The 18,347-nt window shown below is 56.8% G+C and carries 21 protein-coding genes; 2 read left to right on the forward strand and 19 right to left on the reverse strand.

What is annotated here, in order from left to right:
* The 9 genes from D4100_RS20080 to fkpA all read right to left on the reverse strand — a co-directional run.
* Positions 1–172 (reverse strand): GTP-binding protein (locus D4100_RS20080; RefSeq protein WP_235163334.1); only part of this gene is annotated, 172 nt, incomplete at its 3' end.
* Positions 173–242: 70 nt separating this feature from the next.
* Positions 243–2,357, reverse strand: a complete 2,115-nt coding sequence (gene fusA / locus D4100_RS20085) for an elongation factor G (RefSeq protein WP_006318976.1) — start codon at positions 2,355–2,357, stop codon at positions 243–245.
* A 97-nt stretch (positions 2,358–2,454) separates the two neighbouring features.
* On the reverse strand, positions 2,455–2,925 hold the full coding sequence (rpsG, locus tag D4100_RS20090) for a 30S ribosomal protein S7 (RefSeq protein WP_004951199.1): 471 nt from the start codon (positions 2,923–2,925) through the stop codon (positions 2,455–2,457).
* A 96-nt stretch (positions 2,926–3,021) separates the two neighbouring features.
* The gene (gene rpsL, locus D4100_RS20095; protein WP_004930426.1) at positions 3,022–3,396 is read right to left on the reverse strand and encodes a 30S ribosomal protein S12; all 375 of its coding nucleotides are present in this window, start codon (positions 3,394–3,396) and stop codon (positions 3,022–3,024) included.
* Between the two features lie 143 nt (positions 3,397–3,539).
* Positions 3,540–3,827: a sulfurtransferase complex subunit TusB gene (gene tusB / locus D4100_RS20100; protein WP_006318977.1), complete on the reverse strand. Its 288-nt coding sequence runs from the start codon at positions 3,825–3,827 to the stop codon at positions 3,540–3,542.
* 8 nt (positions 3,828–3,835) lie between these two features.
* On the reverse strand, positions 3,836–4,195 hold the full coding sequence (gene tusC, locus D4100_RS20105) for a sulfurtransferase complex subunit TusC (protein ID WP_006318984.1): 360 nt from the start codon (positions 4,193–4,195) through the stop codon (positions 3,836–3,838).
* An 8-nt stretch (positions 4,196–4,203) separates the two neighbouring features.
* On the reverse strand, positions 4,204–4,593 hold the full coding sequence (gene tusD, locus D4100_RS20110) for a sulfurtransferase complex subunit TusD (RefSeq protein WP_006318986.1): 390 nt from the start codon (positions 4,591–4,593) through the stop codon (positions 4,204–4,206).
* A complete protein-coding gene (locus tag D4100_RS20115; RefSeq protein WP_006318988.1) occupies positions 4,593–5,315 on the reverse strand; it encodes a helix-turn-helix transcriptional regulator in 723 nt (240 codons plus the stop codon). The genes tusD and D4100_RS20115 overlap by 1 nt, the downstream gene beginning before the upstream one ends.
* A 416-nt stretch (positions 5,316–5,731) precedes the next feature.
* A complete protein-coding gene (fkpA, locus tag D4100_RS20120) occupies positions 5,732–6,574 on the reverse strand; it encodes an FKBP-type peptidyl-prolyl cis-trans isomerase (RefSeq protein ID WP_006318994.1) in 843 nt (280 codons plus the stop codon).
* Between the two features lie 370 nt (positions 6,575–6,944).
* Here fkpA and D4100_RS20125 point away from each other — a divergent pair, with 370 nt between their 5' ends.
* The gene (locus D4100_RS20125) at positions 6,945–7,172 is read left to right on the forward strand and encodes a SlyX family protein (protein ID WP_004951219.1); all 228 of its coding nucleotides are present in this window, start codon (positions 6,945–6,947) and stop codon (positions 7,170–7,172) included.
* Positions 7,173–7,229: 57 nt separating this feature from the next.
* On the opposite strand, the gene slyD is transcribed toward D4100_RS20125, so the two are convergent.
* From slyD to kefG, 4 genes are all read right to left on the reverse strand, one after another.
* Positions 7,230–7,826 (reverse strand): peptidylprolyl isomerase, encoded by a 597-nt coding sequence (gene slyD / locus D4100_RS20130; RefSeq protein WP_006318995.1) that lies wholly within the window; start codon positions 7,824–7,826, stop codon positions 7,230–7,232.
* A 124-nt stretch (positions 7,827–7,950) separates the two neighbouring features.
* Positions 7,951–8,154, reverse strand: coding sequence for a YheV family putative zinc ribbon protein (locus tag D4100_RS20135; RefSeq protein ID WP_004951224.1), 204 nt, complete (start codon positions 8,152–8,154; stop codon positions 7,951–7,953).
* 15 nt (positions 8,155–8,169) lie between these two features.
* A complete protein-coding gene (gene kefB, locus D4100_RS20140; protein WP_006318997.1) occupies positions 8,170–9,978 on the reverse strand; it encodes a glutathione-regulated potassium-efflux system protein KefB in 1,809 nt (602 codons plus the stop codon).
* A 2-nt stretch (positions 9,979–9,980) separates the two neighbouring features.
* A complete protein-coding gene (gene kefG / locus D4100_RS20145; RefSeq protein ID WP_004951227.1) occupies positions 9,981–10,532 on the reverse strand; it encodes a glutathione-regulated potassium-efflux system ancillary protein KefG in 552 nt (183 codons plus the stop codon).
* A 133-nt stretch (positions 10,533–10,665) separates the two neighbouring features.
* Between kefG and D4100_RS20150 the strand changes: the two genes are divergently transcribed.
* Positions 10,666–12,579 carry an ABC transporter ATP-binding protein gene (locus tag D4100_RS20150; protein ID WP_006318998.1) on the forward strand — a complete coding sequence of 638 codons (1,914 nt, stop codon included), beginning with the start codon at positions 10,666–10,668 and terminating at the stop codon, positions 12,577–12,579.
* A gap of 26 nt (positions 12,580–12,605) precedes the next feature.
* Here the strand turns inward: D4100_RS20150 and tauD are convergent, their stop codons facing one another.
* The 6 genes from tauD to D4100_RS20180 form a co-directional block, all read right to left on the reverse strand.
* The gene (gene tauD / locus D4100_RS20155; RefSeq protein WP_119805100.1) at positions 12,606–13,454 is read right to left on the reverse strand and encodes a taurine dioxygenase; all 849 of its coding nucleotides are present in this window, start codon (positions 13,452–13,454) and stop codon (positions 12,606–12,608) included.
* A complete protein-coding gene (gene tauC / locus D4100_RS20160) occupies positions 13,451–14,287 on the reverse strand; it encodes a taurine ABC transporter permease TauC (protein WP_119805101.1) in 837 nt (278 codons plus the stop codon). Before tauC ends, tauD begins: the two co-directional genes overlap by 4 nt.
* Positions 14,284–15,051: a taurine ABC transporter ATP-binding subunit gene (gene tauB, locus D4100_RS20165; RefSeq protein ID WP_006319003.1), complete on the reverse strand. Its 768-nt coding sequence runs from the start codon at positions 15,049–15,051 to the stop codon at positions 14,284–14,286. Before tauB ends, tauC begins: the two co-directional genes overlap by 4 nt.
* A 9-nt stretch (positions 15,052–15,060) precedes the next feature.
* Positions 15,061–16,056 carry a taurine ABC transporter substrate-binding protein gene (tauA, locus tag D4100_RS20170; RefSeq protein ID WP_006319005.1) on the reverse strand — a complete coding sequence of 332 codons (996 nt, stop codon included), beginning with the start codon at positions 16,054–16,056 and terminating at the stop codon, positions 15,061–15,063.
* 93 nt (positions 16,057–16,149) lie between these two features.
* Positions 16,150–17,286 carry a Gfo/Idh/MocA family protein gene (locus D4100_RS20175; RefSeq protein WP_119805102.1) on the reverse strand — a complete coding sequence of 379 codons (1,137 nt, stop codon included), beginning with the start codon at positions 17,284–17,286 and terminating at the stop codon, positions 16,150–16,152.
* Complete coding sequence (locus D4100_RS20180) at positions 17,283–18,347, reverse strand: sugar phosphate isomerase/epimerase family protein (RefSeq protein ID WP_119805103.1); 1,065 nt, start codon at positions 18,345–18,347, stop codon at positions 17,283–17,285. The genes D4100_RS20175 and D4100_RS20180 overlap by 4 nt, the downstream gene beginning before the upstream one ends.

Here is an 18,347-nt window from a genome sequence, read left to right on the forward strand (position 1 = left end):
CTTTTTCTTCTGGCGCGTTATCGATCTGGTCGAAAGCACGTGCAGAACCGCCGTAGGTTTTAGCCAGAACGGTGGTGATTGCTGCAGTCAGGGTAGTTTTACCGTGGTCAACGTGGCCGATAGTACCAACGTTAACGTGCGGTTTGGAACGTTCAAATTTTTCTTTAGACACGGCTATATTCCTTACTCTTATGCTCCCTCCTCATGGAGAGAGCACTGATCAATGTGTTAAACCCGACAGCTTATTTACCACGGGCTTCGATAACGGCCTGAGCGACGTTGTTCGGCGCATCATCGTACTTCAAGAACTCCATGGAGTAAGAAGCACGGCCTTTGGTCAGAGAACGCAGTTGAGTTGCGTATCCGAACATCTCGGACAACGGAACTTCAGCGTGAATCTGAACGCCAGTAGCGTTGGATTCCTGACCTTTCAGTTGACCACGACGACGGCTAAGGTCACCGATGACGTCACCAGTGTTCTCTTCCGGCGTTTCAACTTCAACCTTCATAATCGGCTCAAGCAAAACAGGTTTCGCTTTCTTAAAGCCATCTTTAAAGGCGATAGACGCAGCCAGTTTAAACGCCAATTCGGAGGAGTCAACATCGTGGAAAGAACCGAAATGCAGACGCACACCGAGATCAACAACCGGATAACCGGCCAGTGGACCAGACTTAAGCTGCTCCTGGAGGCCTTTATCAATGGCAGGGATGTATTCCGTTGGGATCACACCACCTTTAATGTCATTGATGAACTCGTAGCCTTTCGGATTTGAGCCCGGCTCCAGCGGGTACATGTCGATAACAACATGACCATACTGACCACGACCACCAGACTGCTTGGCGTGTTTACCTTCGATATCGGTAACTTTCGAGCGAATCGCTTCACGGTAAGCAACCTGTGGTTTACCCACGTTCGCTTCAACGTTAAATTCACGACGCATACGGTCAACCAGGATATCCAAGTGAAGCTCACCCATACCTGCGATGATAGTCTGACCAGATTCTTCGTCAGTCCATACGCGGAATGATGGATCTTCCTTCGCCAGACGACCCAGAGCCAGACCCATTTTTTCTTGGTCAGCTTTGGTTTTTGGTTCAACTGCAACGGAGATTACCGGCTCAGGGAACTCCATACGCTCCAGAATGATCACGTGGTTTGGATCACACAGAGTGTCACCGGTAGTCACGTCTTTCAGACCGATCGCTGCAGCGATGTCGCCCGCACGAACTTCTTTGATCTCTTCACGCTTGTTAGCGTGCATCTGAACGATACGGCCCAGACGCTCACGTGCAGCCTTCACTGAGTTCAACACGGTGTCACCGGAGTTAACGATACCGGAGTACACGCGGAAGAACGTCAGGTTACCCACGAATGGGTCGGTAGCAATTTTGAACGCCAGTGCAGCAAATGGCTCATCATCGTTAGCATGACGCTCAGCCGGCGTATCTTTACCGTCGTCCAGGATACCGTTGATTGCAGGTACGTCAGTTGGTGCCGGCAGATATTCGATAACCGCATCCAACATTGCCTGCACGCCTTTGTTTTTAAAGGCAGAACCACAGGTAACCAGGATAATCTCGTTGTTCAGCACGCGCTGACGCAGAGCTGTCTTGATTTCTTCCTCGGTCAGCTCTTCGCCGCCCAAGTATTTTTCCATCAGCTCGTCTGAAGCTTCAGCGGCAGATTCAACCAGGTTCTGGTGCCATTCTTCGGCCAGTTCTTGCATGTCCGCAGGGATCTCTTCGTATTCGAAGGTCACGCCCTGGTCAGCGTCGTTCCAGTTGACTGCTTTCATTTTCACCAGGTCAACGATACCGGTGAATTTCTCTTCTGCGCCGATAGCCAGCTGCAATGGCACTGGATTCGCGCCCAGACGAGATTTGATCTGACCAACAACTTTCAGGAAGTTAGCACCCATACGGTCCATTTTGTTAACGAACGCGATGCGTGGAACTTTGTATTTGTTAGCCTGACGCCATACGGTTTCAGACTGTGGCTGAACGCCACCAACAGCACAGTAAACCATTACAGCGCCATCAAGAACACGCATGGAACGTTCTACTTCGATGGTGAAGTCAACGTGCCCTGGGGTGTCGATGATGTTTACGCGGTGCGGCTCAAACTGCTTGGCCATACCAGACCAGAAAGCGGTAGTCGCTGCAGAAGTGATGGTAATACCACGCTCCTGCTCCTGCTCCATCCAGTCCATGGTGGCAGCGCCGTCATGAACTTCACCGATTTTGTGGTTTACACCGGTGTAGAACAGAATACGTTCGGTAGTGGTCGTCTTACCGGCGTCGATGTGAGCGCTGATACCGATGTTACGATAGCGCTCAATGGGTGTTGTACGAGCCATTTGATTCCTCTATTGCCTTAGGCGTTCAAGTTCGGTTAACCCAAGCGGGTTGGCTTCTTGAAGCGCCCGCTTGGTTAGCATAACTACTGCGTGGCAATTACCAGCGGTAGTGGGCGAACGCCTTGTTGGCTTCTGCCATACGGTGAACGTCTTCACGTTTCTTAACAGCAGAACCTTTGTTCTCAACTGCATCAGAAAGTTCGTTCGCCAAGCGCAGAGCCATGGATTTATCACCGCGTTTACGAGCAGCATCAACGATCCAGCGCATTGCCAAAGCATTACGACGGACCGGGCGGACTTCAACTGGTACCTGATAAGTAGAACCACCAACGCGGCGCGACTTAACTTCTACAGTCGGGCGAACGTTGTCGAGAGCTACTTCGAAAGCTTCCAGGTGATTTTTACCAGAACGCTGAGCCAGGGTCTCCAGCGCGGTATACACGATAGCTTCTGCAGTAGATTTTTTACCGTCTACCATCAGGATATTTACAAATTTAGCCAACAGCTCGGATCCGAACTTAGGATCTGGCAGGATTTTACGTTGGCCTATTACGCGACGACGTGGCATGGAAATACTCCGTTGTTAATTCAGGATTGTCCAAAACTCTACGAGTTTATTTTGACATTAAAGTGAAAATGTTTGGCCTTACTTAACGGAGAACCATTAAGCCTTTGGCTTCTTCACGCCGTACTTGGAACGAGCTTGCTTACGGTCTTTAACACCGGAGCAGTCAAGTGCACCACGGACGGTGTGGTAACGCACACCTGGCAAGTCTTTAACACGACCGCCACGGATCAGGATCACGGAGTGTTCCTGCAGGTTGTGACCTTCACCACCGATGTAGGAAGTCACTTCGAAACCGTTAGTCAAACGCACACGGCATACTTTACGCAGCGCGGAGTTTGGTTTTTTCGGGGTGGTGGTATATACGCGGGTACATACACCACGTTTCTGCGGGCAGGCTTCCAGCGCTGGAACGTTGCTTTTAGCAGCCTTCACAGAGCGTGGTTTGCGAACCAGCTGATTAATTGTTGCCATTAAAAAAGCTCCTGGTTTTGCTTCGTTTGTTGCTTCGTAAACATGTGATAAATCCCCTCGTATGCACTACTGGCAAAGTACGAGGCCGCAGAATTTTATGGCTGAGTGGTAGAGGTGTCAAGAAATATACAACATCACTCTCATCACCAAGCCATTTGGCTGTGGTGTTTTTCGGTTAATTCAACGAAGTGATTATAGCCGACGACCGTGATTTTGTGTGAAAAATGACCAATAAGACCTCTGGCTTCCAGGTCGTCCTTCAGCGCATAAAGTGATATGGGGGCATTGAGCAGCAATTCAAGGTGTGCGCTACCGGCCAACCCGGCCAGTACGCCATCCTGCAGCAGCAGCAGATCGTCGCCTTGTGTGGTCAAGCGCAGCAGCGCAGGCAAATCGCATTGAGTGGGAGAGTGGCTAAGGGTATACAGCATCGAATATCCTAAAAAGTCATTACCGCGTCATAACCGGCCAGCTGTTGGCGCAACTCATCCGGGGCCAGCACCTCGGCCTCCAGCACCCAGTCGGTCACCTGGCTCAGACCGCGCTCCTGCAAAGATGCCTGGCACAGATAACACTGCTCGACGTCATACAGCGGCAGTACCCCAAAGGTGGCGATATAATTGCGCGCCAAAATTTTTTCCGGTTGCTGCCCCGGCAATAGCTGCAATACGCCATCGCCGATAAAAAACACGCCCAGATCTTCGCTCAGCGCCGAAGTCGCCAACAACGCATCCAACCCTTCCCTGCCGCCGGCGCTACCGTGCGGGCCTTGAGTAAAAACAAAAGCGACTCGTTTCATAAATTCTCTCAGAACTGCACCAGACGGTCGCAACTCAGCGCCGCCTCTGCCAACGAACCCAACCCGCTAAGGGTAAAACCAGGGTGCAGATTAGCGGTTCCCAGCCCCTGCTGCGCAGCTTCCTGTTCATCGGTCACGCCGCGACGCAGCGCAGCGGCCACACAAACATTGAGTGCAATACCGTGCTGCTGCGCCAGTTGTACCCAGCCGCGCACCAGATCGAACTCATCGCTGGCAGGCGATGTCAGTTGGTTGGCGTTCAGTACCCCTTCACGGTAGAAAAACACGCTGGAGATACGATGCCCTTTCGCCAGCAGGGCTTGTGCGAATTGATAGGCGCTGCTGGCCTGTTGAGTGCCGTACGCCGGGCCGGTGACCAAAAGGCAGTAATCCAGCATCAGCGCTCGGTTCCCAGCAGGTCACCGCTTTTGAACTGGCGGATATACAGATACACGGTGTGCTTGGAAATATTCAGGCGATCCGCCACCTGATTAATCGCATCTTTGATATCAAAAATGCCTTTTTCATAGAGATTCAGCACCACCTGACGATTTTTGGCGTTGTTGGCGACATTACGATCGGCATTAACTTCCTCAATGGTGAACTCCAGCGTCTGTGCCACCAGATCGTCTACGGAAGAGGCAAAATTGACTGAGGGGGCCACTTCCTGAGTTTCCGGCGGCATGAAAGTTTGCATCACCTGGGAGAACGGCACGTCGAGGTTCATGTTGATGCACAACAGGCCGATCACCCGCTGCTCGCGATTGCGGATGGCGATAGTGACCGATTTCATCAGCACGCCGCTTTTGGCGCGAGTGAAGTAGGCCTTCGACACGCTGCTGTCATCCCCTGCCATATCATGCAGCATGCGCAGCGCCAGATCGGTGATCGGCGAACCGATCTGCCGCCCGGTATGTTCGCCGTTGGCGATACGCACCGCCGAGCATTTCAAATCTTCCAGCGCGTGCAGCACTATCTCGCAGTGACCGCCGATCAACATCGCCAGGCCATCGACCACGGCTTCATAAGACTTCAGAATTTCATGATCCGTCTGGCTAAACGGACGTTCATTCAGCAAATCAAGTTCGCTGGCTTCGCTGGATAAAAGCGAATTAGACATCGAAAATACCACCCTCAAAGATCGCCTGTGCCAGGGGGCGCAGCTAAAACGGCTCGTGCAGGCTCCCTTTTCACAGGCGGCATACCCTTGAGGATCTACAGGGCAGGCAGGCTGGTATCAGCATGAAACAGCACGACGGGCGTCCGCAGGCCAAACACGGCCGGGAACAGTTTTAGGTACACGCCCTAAGGGGCAGACGGATGACTCATAAGTCCGGATTATTAGTCTAGCAAAACTGCCAGAGTAAAGTCCTTGCGTTTGCGCGTGGTATTGACGTTAAGCCCGATGCCCGGCAGGCGTCAAGCAAACAGTGGGAGAGGGAAGTAAAAGTTACGCGTAATGGGGCATTCATCAGAGAGACTGAAATGAACACCGCCGCGAAAAAAATTCGCGGCGGTGAGGGTAATCAGACAGGCTTATTGCGCTTTGGCGTCAGCCGCTGCGTCAGCCGGTTTTTCAGCCTTGGCGTCTGCTTTCGGTGCAGCTTTCACATCCAGCAGCTCAACGTCGAATACCAGGGTAGAGTTAGCCGGAATACCCGGAACGCCCGTTTTACCGTAGGCCAGCGCCGGTGGGATGACCAGCTTGATTTTGCCGCCTTTCTTGAGGTGTTTCAGGCCTTCGGTCCAGCCTGGGATCACACCGTCCAGACGGAATGACAGCGGTTCGCCACGGGTGTAGGAGTTGTCAAACTCGGTGCCGTCGGTCAGGGTACCTTTGTAGTTCACTACCACAGTGTCGCTGTCTTTAGGCGCTTCACCCGCACCCGGTTTTTCTACCTTGTACAGCAGGCCGGATTCGGTTTTCTTCACGCCTTTTTCTTTGGCGAAGGTCTCACGGTACTTGGCGCCTTTCGCTTCGTTATCTTTGGCGTCTTGTTCCATCTTCGCCTGAGCGGAAGCCTTCACGCGCGCTTCGAAGCCCTGCAGCGTTTTTTCGATGTCCGCATCGTTCAGCTTGCTCTTGTTGGCGAAAGCGTCCTGAACGCCTGAGATCAACTGGTCTTTATCCAGTTTGATACCCAGTTTTTCTTGTTCTTTTAGAGAGTTGTCCATGTAACGACCCAGGGATGCGCCCAGTGCGTAGGCCGCTTGCTCGTCATCGTTCTTGAACTTGCCGGTGCTTGGCGCTGCAGCTGCAGCGTCCGCTGGTTTAGCGGCTTCTGCCGGTTTAGCCGCATCGGCAGCCATAACCTGAGTCGCATTCAGAGCAAAAGCCATGGTGGTTGCCAGAAGCGTGACTTTAAACAAAGATTTCATCCATTTCTCCAGTGTCTGAAGCGGTGCCCCAAACAATCATTAAGTAAGATAACCGGGCTACTATAGCTGTCTGAAAGAAAACAAAACAGTCACACAGGTAACCAATCGAGTCAAAGTGTGACTCCGGGTTTAAGGAGAAGTTTCCTTAAATGTGCTACCCGTATGATAAATCAGATTTTTCTTGCACTCACGCCATCGACGGTAACAAAATCAGCCAAGATAAGCGCTCTATTTTTCAGCACTTTACACCCTGTTCCGGCGCTTGTGGTTATCCCCCATTTCGGGAGGGGTGAAATAGCGCAGCGCAAAGCCGGCGGCAGCTGTTAACATAGCGCCAGATTCAGGATTAACCCGCTTCAGAGGTAGCATCATGCACAACGCCGATACCCAAAGCCTGTTACTGCGGCTGGAAGAACTGGAGAGCCGCCAGGCTTTCCAGGAAGTCACCATTGAGGAACTCAACCAGACCGTGGTGCAACACCAGCTTGAAATGCTGAAATTGCAGGAACACCTGCGCGTGCTGACCGATAAACTGCGCTCGACCCAAACATCGATGATCGCCTCGCAGTCGGAAGAGACTCCACCGCCACATTATTGATAAACAATAAAAAAGGGCAGCCGATGGCCGCCCTTTTTTGCAATTGCCGCGCCGCGATTAGTGGCAGCCGCAACCACCGTTACCGCAACCGCCTTTCTTAGCCTGATCCTGGTCATGCGCATGGTCATGATCGTGATCGTGGCCATGACCGCCGCAGCAACCGTCACCGTGCTCGTGGTGGTGATCGTGCTCGCCGTGTACGTGACCGTGCGCCAGTTCTTCAGCGGTAGCTTCGCGGATCGCGACAACTTCCACGTTGAAGTTCAGGTTCTGACCCGCCAGCATGTGGTTACCGTCAACCACTACGTGATCGCCGTCCACTTCGGTGATTTCGACCGGAACCGGGCCCTGATCGGTGTCAGCCAGGAAACGCATGCCAACTTCCAACTCGTCAACGCCCATAAAGACGTCTTTCGGCACGCGCTGCACCAGGTTTTCGTCGTAGTTGCCGTACGCATCGTTAGCGCCAACATTCACGTCAAAACGATCGCCTGCTTCGTGGCCTTCGAGTGCTTTTTCCAGACCTGCGATCAGAGAACCATGCCCGTGCAGATAGTCCAGCGGCGCACTCACCGGAGACTCATCAACCAAAACACCGTCTTCTGTACGTACTTGGTAAGCCAGGCTGACCACCAAGTCTTTTGCTACTTTCATGATATCTCCTACCGTTGGACACTTGGACGCAGCCCATCATCGGGTGCTGCGCCTTTACCGGACAGATTGTATCGGAAATCTGCCCCGCTGTACCCTTCAGCATAAAAAAACGCACCCGATAACGCTATTCCGGATGGAAAATACCTATCACCTGCTCCTGCGGCCGGACGTGCTTTTCTACCTGTTGTTCGGTCTGTCGCTGATGATGACCGCACTTGACGCACTCCACCACTTCGACCTGGTCTTCGCGCCAAACTGCCAGCGTATCCATAGCCTTACAGCTCGGGCAGACCGCCCCGGCGATAAATCTTTTACGTGTTGCGGACATCTTCTGTGCTCCAAATTATTCGTATTCATCCCAGCCGTCGAACTGGCGACTCTCTTTTTGCATTTCGCGATGGAAAAGTTCCTCCAGCTCGCGCCGCGCCTCTTTCACGCGGGAAATCTGCGCCACATCGCCATGATGCGGCGGCATCAGCTCACGCAGCATTCGCATGTCCAACCGGCGGAAGTGCTGCTGCGCGCGATAGGCCTGATGAGGATGCATACCCAACTCCATCAGTGCCTTGCGCCCCAGTTCCAGTGCGCTGGAGAAGGTTTCGCGGCTGAACTGTTTGACCCCGGCCTGCAGCAGTTCGTGCGCCTCCACGCGTCCGCGCGCGCGCGCCAGAATGCTCAACTCCGGAAAGTGCTGCTGGCACAAGCGCACGATCTCCATGGTGTCTTCCGGCTCATTGCAGGTGATGACAATCGACCTGGCCTTCGCCGCACCGGCCGCACGCAGCAGCTCGAGTTCGGTGGCGTCGCCGTAATACACCTTGTAGCCGTAGCGACGCAACACGCCGACCGCACTGACATCGCGCTCCAACACGGTAATGCGCATCTTGTTGGCCATCAACAGGCGGCCGATCACCTGACCAAACCGCCCGAAACCGACAATGATCACCTGCGGATCATCGTCCTCCACATACGGCGTTTCTTCGTCTTCATCCCTGGCGTTATACCGGCGCGCCAGGATGCGATCGATAATCTGCATCAGCAGAGGTGTAGTCATCATCGACAGGGTCACCACCACCAACAGCAAGGCGAGTTGGTCAGACTGCAACACCTTCTGCGCGCCCGCGGCGGAAAACAACACAAAGGCGAACTCCCCGCCCTGGCTGAGCACGCCGGCGAACTGCAAACGCACCGAACTGCGCAAGCCAAAGATACGCGACAGCGAGTACAGCACCCCCGACTTGATCGCCACCAACAGCACCACGCCGAGCAACACTTCGGCCAGATGGGTATAGAGCACGCCGATATTCAGCGCCATCCCCACCGAGATAAAAAACAGGCCCAGCAGCAGCCCCTTGAACGGCTCGATGGCGATCTCCAGCTCATGGCGATATTCGCTCTCCGCCAACAGCACACCGGCGATAAAGGTGCCAAGCGCCATCGACAGGCCGAGCGTATCCATAAACAACGCCGCCCCCAATACCACCAACAAGGCGGCGGCGGTGAAAATTTCGCGCACCCCGGAAGAGGCGATATAGCGGAACAACGGCCGCAGCAGGAAACGCCCGCCGATCAACATACCGCCGAACGCGGCTACCTTGATCGCAATTTCCGCCCAGTCGTCGCTGGTGCCGCCGGCGCCGGCCAAGATAGGGATCAGCGCCAGCGCCGGGATCACCGCCATATCCTGGAACAGCAGCACCGAGAACCCTAACTGGCCGCCTTCATTGCGGTTCATGCCCTTCTCGCGCATCAGCTGCAACGCCATCGCCGTCGATGACATCGCCAGCCCGATACCACCGATAACGGCGGCCTGCCAGGCGAAATGGCTCAGATAAAGCAGCGCCCCCAACACCGCGGCGGTGATCAACACCTGCCCGGCGCCAACGCCGAATATCGAACGCCGCAGTTCCCACAGCTTGGTCGGATTCAGCTCCAACCCGATGATAAACATCAGGAACACCACGCCCAGCTCGGAAAAGTGCAGGATCTCATCCACGTCGCGGATAAAGCCCAGCCCCCAAGGGCCGATGGCGATACCGGCGATCAAATAGCCCAGTACCGCGCCAATCCCCAGACGGCGGGCGATGGGCACCGTGACCACGGCGGCGAACAGGAACAGTAAAATTGCGGTCAGTAACGTCGAGCCTTCCATGATCATCGTCCTCCATGCGGCAGCGGGTTACGCAGCCAGTCGCCATAGGCCGTGGCGTGGCTTTCCAGCACCTCAGGCTTCTGCCGGCGCGCCCAATACACCAGCATCGGCGTCAGCCAGTGCATATGGCACATGGCGGCGGTCAGTTCGAACGGGCGCAGGATATCTTCCATCGGGTAACGGTTATAACCGCCGGTACGGTAGGCGCCTTCAGGTTCCCCGGTGGTGATCACCGAACGCCAGTATTTGCCCGCCAGCGCATTGCCGCCCATGCCGCTGGCAAACCCGCGCGACAGCACGCGATCCAGCCATTCTTTCAGCAATGCCGGGCAGCTGTAGGTATAGAGGGGATGTTGAAAAACAATGACCTGATGTTCACGCAGCAGTTGTTGTTCGTGGTGAATATCGATAAAAAAGTCAGGATAGTGCGCGTATAAATCGTGCACTGTGACATGTTCCAACTGCTGCGCCGGTCGAAGCAAAACCCGATTCGCGACCGAGTCATGGGATTCCGGATGGGCATACAGCAGCAAGACCTTGGGCGGCTGCGACATCATTCCCCTCCAAAGCGTCGTCAGGGTAACGGTTTTCCGTTACCATGCTCCGCAAAGACTAATAATAGGACAGCCTGTGTCCTGTTAACTTAGAATCCTCTCAATTTAACATACTCTGAACATACGGCGCTTTATGATTGTATTCTCCTCGCTACAAATCCGACGCGGCACCCGCGTCCTGTTGGACAACGCCACGGCGACGGTTAATCCAGGTCAGAAGGTCGGCCTGGTGGGTAAAAACGGTTGCGGCAAATCCACGCTGCTGGCGTTGCTGAAAGGCGAAATCGCCGCGGACGGTGGCAGTCACACCTTCCCCACTAACTGGGCGCTGGCCTGGGTCAACCAGGAAACGCCGGCATTGGACGTGCCGGCCATTGAGTATGTTATCGACGGCGATCGCGAATTCCGCCAGCTTGAAGCCGAATTGGAATTGGCCAACGAGAAAAACGACGGCCACGCCATCGCCACGCTGCACGGCAAACTGGACGCCATCGACGCCTGGACCATTCGCTCCCGCGCCGCCAGCCTGCTGCACGGCCTGGGCTTCTCCAACGAACAGCTGCAAAGCCCGGTGCGCGCTTTCTCGGGCGGCTGGCGCATGCGTTTGAACCTGGCGCAGGCGCTGGTCTGCCGTTCGGACCTGCTGCTGCTCGACGAACCGACCAACCACCTGGATCTGGACGCGGTCATTTGGCTGGAACGTTGGCTGAAGGGTTATCCTGGCACGCTGGTGCTGATTTCCCACGATCGCGACTTCCTCGATCCGATCGTCGATAAAATTCTGCATATCGAACAAGAAACCATCAACGAATATACCGGCAACTACTCCTCGTTCGAACGCCAGCGCTCGACCAAACTGGCGCAGCAGCAGTCGCTGTATCAGCATCAGCAGGAAAAAGTGGCGCACCTGCAAAGCTATATCGATCGCTTCCGTGCGCAGGCCACCAAAGCCAAACAGGCGCAGAGCCGCATTAAAATGCTCGAGCGCATGGAGCTGATCGCGCCGGCTCACGTCGATAACCCGTTCAGTTTCAGCTTCCGCCAGCCGGAAAGCTTGCCGAACCCATTGCTGCGCATGGAGAAGGTCAGCGCCGGTTACGGCGACAAGGTGATCCTGAAATCGATCAAGCTCAACCTGGTACCCGGCTCGCGCATTGGCCTTCTGGGCCGTAATGGTGCCGGTAAATCTACCTTGATCAAAATGCTGGCCGGCTCGCTGGAGCCGCTGAGCGGTGAGATTGGCCTGGCGAAGGGCATCAAACTGGGCTACTTCGCTCAGCATCAGTTGGAGTTCTTGCGCGCCGACGAATCGCCGTTGCAACACCTGAGCCGCATCGCTCCCCGGGTACTGGAACAGCAACTGCGCGACTACCTGGGCGGTTTCGGCTTCCAGGGCGACAAAGTCACCGAGGCCACCGAGCGTTTTTCCGGCGGCGAAAAGGCGCGGCTGGTACTGGCCCTGATCGTCTGGCAGCGCCCTAACTTGCTGCTGCTCGACGAACCGACCAACCACCTGGATCTGGACATGCGCCAGGCGTTGACCGAAGCGCTGATCGATTTCGAAGGCGCGCTGGTGGTGGTCTCGCACGACCGTCACCTGCTGCGCTCCACCACCGACGATCTCTATCTGGTGCATGATGGCCAGGTCGAAGTTTTCGAAGGCGATCTGGACGACTACCAGCAATGGCTTAGCGACCTGCAACGGCAGGAAAACCAGCAGGATGCGCCAGAGAAAGAAAACAACGGCAACAGCGCACAGGCGCGTAAAGATCAGAAGCGACGCGAAGCCGAATTCCGCACCCAGACTCAACCGCTGCGCAAGCAAATCGCCAAGCTGGAGCAGCAGATGGAAAAATTGGGTGCCGAGCTGGCGGCGGTAGAAGAGAAGCTGGCGGATTCTGCGCTGTATGACATCAGCCGCAAGGCCGATCTGACGGAGTGTCTGCAAAAACAAAGCCAGGCCAAATCCGCACTGGAAGAGACGGAAATGACCTGGCTGGATGCGCAAGAGCAGTTGGAACAGCTGACGAACGAGTTTGAATTGTAGGAGCGCAGCACGCTGCGCCCACGGCTTCACGCCTTGTAAAAAGGCTTATCCCCTAAAATGGTCGCACGGTGCATGATGCGCCGCTGCGGCAGATAATCCGCGTTGGCGTAATGCTGCGTCACGCGGTTATCCCAGATCGCGATGTCATTCTCCTGCCAGCGCCAGCGCACCTGGAACTCCGGCTTGGTAATGTGGGCAAACAGGAAGCTCAGCAATGCCTCGCTCTCCTTCGGCGCCAGATCGGCAATCCGCGTAGTGAATCCTTCATTGACGAACAGCGCCTGCCGCCCGCTTACCGGATGGGTACGCACCACCGGGTGCAGCAACGGCGGGTTTTTCTGCTTCGCCACCTGCCAGCGCTGATGCTCCTCGTCGCTCGACAAATGCTTATGCTCCGGGAATGACTTGGTGAAGTCATGTTCCGCCTTCAACCTGGCCAGCAGTTGCCTGAAGGGCTCAGACAGCGCCTCATAGGCCGCGATGCCGCTGGCCCACAGAGTATCGCCGCCGAAAGACGGCAGCGTCTTCGCCGCCAGTATCGCCCCCAGCGGCGGGTTTTCGATAAAGGTGACGTCGGTATGCCAGTTATCGTTGTCCGGCGGGTTATCGTCATGGGTATCCAGCACGATGATCTCTTCCACGTCGGTGGCGTGCGGGTAAACGGGATGGATGTGCAGATCGCCGAAGCGGCCGGCTAAATCACGCTGCTGCAACGGTGTGATCGGCTGATTGCGGAAGAACAGCACCTGGTGTTTGAGCAACGCATGATAAAGCTGCTCAAACTGGCCGTCGCCCAGCGGCCGTGCCAGCGCAACGTTGTCCACCAGCGCGCCGATGTAAGGCCCCAGTGGGGTAATCTTCAGACGTTCGTTCATTGCTGTACTCCATGCCACGGGGTCAATCGGCGCTGCAAGGCACGCAGCCCCAGCTCCAGCCCAAATGCAATAATCGCAATCACGCCGATCCCGGCCAACACCACGTCGGTGGCCAGAAACTCACCGGCGGATTGCACCATAAATCCCAGACCGCGCGTAGCGGCGATCAGTTCGGCTGCCACCAGCGTCGACCAACCGACGCCCAGCCCAATGCGAATGCCGGTCAAAATCTCCGGCAGTGCGCTCGGCAGCACCACAAAACGCAACACCTGCCAGCGGTTGGCGCCTAAAGCGCGGGCGGCTCGCACCCGTACCTGTGCCACGCTGCGCACGCCGGCTACGGCAGATAGCGCAACCGGGGCGAAGATCGCCAGGTAAATGAGCAGAATTTTCGAGGTTTCGCCGATGCCGAACCAAATCACCATCAGCGGCAGGTAGGCCAGCGGCGGCACCGGGCGGTAAATCTCAATCAGCGGGTCGAGAATGCCGCGCACCCTGTCGTTCAGCCCCATGGCGATGCCCACCGGAACGCCGATAATCACCGCCGCCAGCAGCGCCACCAAAATGCGTCCCAGGCTGGCCGCCAGGTGTTGCCACAGCGTAGCGTCCATAAAGCCCTGCGGGCTGGCGATGACCAACAATTGGTGCAAGACCTGCTGCGGCGCCGGTAAAAATAACGGGCTGATCAGATTCAGTGCGGTCACGCCCCACCAGGCAGCCAATACCACCAGCAAGGTAGCACCGCTCAGCAAGAGGTTACGGGGTATGCGAAAACGGCGCGGCGCCGCAACCTGCGGTTGGGCAACCTCTTTGAGGGCGGAATGCAGGCTCATAGCAATGCCTCGCGCTGTTGGAACACTTTGCCCAGCACATATTCGCGCTGCGCGATAAATTCAGGATCGGATTTGATCGACCGACATGCCTCGCCGTTGGCATAGCGCCGGCCGAAGTTCAGCGAAAGACGCTCCACCACCTGCCCCGGCCCCGGCGACAGCAGCAACAGTTCGCTGGCGAGGAAAACCGCCTCTTCAATATCGTGGGTGATCAGCAATACCTGCTTGCCGGTATCACGCCAAATGGTCAGCAACAGTTCCTGCATCTGCTCGCGGGTGAAAGCATCCAGCGCGCCGAACGGCTCGTCCAGCAGCAGCAAGCGCGGATCGGCGGCCAGCGCGCGGGCAATGCCGACCCGCTGGCGCATACCGCCGGAAAGTTGCCAGATAAAGTGCTGCTCGTAACCCGCCAACCCCACGCGTTGCAACATCTGCTGCGCCACCTCGCGGCGCTCCTGCTTGCCGATACCGGCCAACTGCAGGCCAAACTCGACGTTATCCACCACGTTGCGCCACGGAAGTAAACCCTCATGCTGGAACACCACGCCCCGCTCGGCTCCTGGGCCGTTAACGGACGCTCCATCGAGCGTGATGCTGCCAGCTGAAGGCTCAATAAACCCGGCGATCAAATTCAGCAGCGTGGTTTTGCCGCAGCCCGACGGGCCGAGCACCACCACCAGTTGCCCGGCGGCAATCTGGAACGAGACGTCGCGCAGCGCGGGGCGCCCCTGATAGTCTGCTGAAAGATGGTTAACGTTTAGCATGCGGCTCCCCTACGACTGCGGCGCAGCCTGCACCTGTTTCACAAAGCGGTCGGTCACATAGGCACTGTAATCGCTGTCGACCTGCGGAATTTTGCCCTGCTGTTTGAGGAACTCGGCGGTATCACGAATCGCCTTGTCCACCGGCTGACCAAGCTGGGTAATCTGCTCGGCCACCGGCAGATAGGTGTTGCCCTTCACCAGCACCGGCACCTGCTCCTCCGGCACGCCACTCAGGCGGGACAGCGTACCGAGATTGCTTTTGTCCTTCAGCCATTGCTCCGGTTGTGCCAGATAGGCTTTCTGGGCGTTCAACGCGCTGGCGGCAAAGGCGGTCACCACCTCCGGGTGTTTTTCGGCAAAGTCCTTGCGTACCACCCAGACGTCGAGCGTCGGCGCCCCCCACTCCCCAACCTGTGCGGAATCGGTCAGTACCTTGCCCTGTTTGGCCAGCTCGTTGACCACCGGCGCCCAGACGTAGGCGCCGTCGATATCACCGCGCTGCCAGGCGGCGGCGATGGCCGGCGGCTGCAGATTGAGGATCTTGACCTGTTCAGGCTTGATGCCCCAATGCTTGAGAGAAGCCAGCAGGCTGTAGTGGGTGGTGGAGATAAACGGCACCGCAATGCGTTTACCGATCAGATCCTGCGGGCCTTTAATGTCCTTCTTCACCACCAGCGCTTCGGAACTGCCGAGCTGCGAGGCGATCAGGAACACTTCGATAGGGAGTTTCTGGCTGGCGGCCACCGCCAGTGGGCTGGAACCGATATTGCCGATCTGCACATCGCCGGAAGCCAGCGCGCGCAACACGCTGGAACCGCTGTCGAATTTGCGCCAGTCAACGCTGGCACCGGACTGTTTGGCAAAGCTGTTTTCCGCCTGCGCTACCTTGGCCGGTTCCGCCGAAGTTTGATACGCCACGGTAACGTCGACCGCCTGCGCACTGGCCGCGCCGAGCGATAACACCAGTAGCGTTACGCCGCGTAATGAAAAGAGTTTGCTCGCCATGATCCGCTCCGTTGATAAAAGTCTGTTCAGTTGCTGACAGTTTTATCCGAGCGGTGACGAGCGATAAAAGAATAAAAAAATATTCTTTATTACCTATGGAAATATGAATCCCGTCAATTCGACCCACTCTCCCCCGGCTGCACTGCTGCGCTGGGCGGCATCGATAAACGCCATCCCTTGCACGCCTGTTTCAATCCCAGGCAATAAGGGGGCAGCCTGTGGCCCTTCCCGCAGTCGAAGGGCAGCTTCGCGGTAAATCTGGCCAAACCCTTCCAGATAGCCTTCAGGGTGGCCCGCCGGCACCCGTGCCAGCAAACGGTTCTCCACATACTGAAATGACGCCGCGCGGGTGATGCAATACGCCGGGGCATCTCGTGGGCGGATCCATAGCTGATTAGGCTGTTCCTGACAAAACGACAGACTGCCCTCGCTGCCGTATATCCGCAGCCGCAGGCCATTCTCATGGCCACAAGCGACCTGGCTGGCCCACAGTCGCCCTTTTGCGCCATTGGCGTAGCGCATCTGCACTCGTACGTCGTCGTCCAGCCTGCGCCCCGGAATAAACGAGCTCAGTTCAGCGCTGATCGCCTGCGGCAGCAACCCGCTGACAAACTGCGCCAATTGCCAGGCGTGAGTGCCCACGTCACCAATGCAGCCCGCGCCGGCCTTCTCCGGCTGCGCACGCCAACCCGCCTGCTTGTTGTCGGTCAGTTCCAGCGGCTGTGCCAGCCATTCCTGCAGATACTCTACCTCGATAAACCGGACTTCTCCCAGTTCACCGGCCAGCACCCGGCTGCGCGCCTCGCGCACCAGCGGATAAGCACTGTAGTTGTGAGTCAAGATCAACTGCCTGCCGCTGCGCCGTACCGTTTCGGCCAGTTGCAACGCCTCGGCGTAGCTGTTGCACAGCGGTTTGTCGCAAATCACATCAATACCGGCATTGAGAAAGGCAGTCGCTACCGGCGCATGCAAATAATTAGGGGTAACAATCGCCACCGCGTCGATGCCGTCGGCCCGCGCCGCCTCGGCCAGCGCCATCGCGTTAAAATCACGATAGCAGCGTGCCTCGTCCAGGTGCAGTGACGCGCCGGTGCGGCGGCAGTTTTCCCAGTCGGATGAAAACGCCCCGGCCACCAGCTCAAACTCATCGTCCATCCTCGCCGCCAATCGGTGCACCGCACCGATAAACGCGCCTTCGCCACCACCGACCATGCCCAGCCGTAACCTCATGATTTCTCCCCTATACCCAGCATTTTCCGGACCTGTTGGCGATCGCCGCTGCCGGCGGCAAAATCATCAAACGCCCGATCGGCGATCGGAATGATATGGCGGGCGATAAATGCCGCCCCCTCACGTGCTCCTGCCTCCGGCGATTTCAGACAGCACTCCCATTCCAGCGTCGCCCAACCGGCGTAACCGTACTGCGTCAGCTTGCTGAATATTGCCGGGAAATCGATCTGCCCGTCACCGAGCGAGCGAAAACGCCCCGGCCGTTCCAGCCACGGCTGATAACCACCGTATACCCCGCTGCGGGCGCTGGGCCGGTACTCGGCGTCTTTGACATGAAACGCCCGAATACGCGCGTGATAAACGTCGATAAAACCGAGGTAGTCCATTTGCTGCAAATGCAGATGGCTGGGGTCATACAGAATGTGGCAGCGCGGATGATTGCCGACCTGTCGCAGAAAGCGTTCGAAGGTGACGCCGTCGTGCAGATCCTCCCCCGGATGCAGCTCATAGCAAAGGTCCACACCCGCATCATCGAAAGCATCCAGGATCGGCCGCCAGCGCTGCGCCAACTGGCTGAACGCCTCATCCAGCAGCAAAGCGTTGTGCGGCGGCCAAGGGTAAAAATAGGGCCAGGCCAGCGCACCGGAGAAGGTTGCATGCGCCGTCAGCCCGAGTCTTTGCGACGCCTGTGCCGCCATCAGCAACTGCTCCGTCGCCCACGCCTGCCGCGCCTGCGGTTTGCCGCGCACCTGCGGTGGGGCAAAACCGTCGAAGGCCAGATCGTAGGCGGGATGCACCGCCACCAATTGCCCCTGCAAATGGGTGGACAGTTCGCTAATTGCCAGGCCGTGCCGGGCCAGGCATCCGAGCACCTCGTCGCAATACTCCTGGCTGTGTGCCGCCAGCTCAAGATTAAAGATCTGCGGCTGGCCGGTGGGGATTTGCAGGCTTTTAAATCCCAGCCCCGCCGCCCAACCGGCCAATCCATCCAGTGAATCAAAAGGTGCCTGCGCGCCGATAAACTGCGCCAGAAACAGCCCTGGTCCCTGAATCGTCTTCAT

Source organism: Serratia inhibens (assembly GCF_003591175.1).
In the GTDB taxonomy this organism is placed as follows: Bacteria; Pseudomonadota; Gammaproteobacteria; order Enterobacterales; family Enterobacteriaceae; genus Serratia; species Serratia inhibens.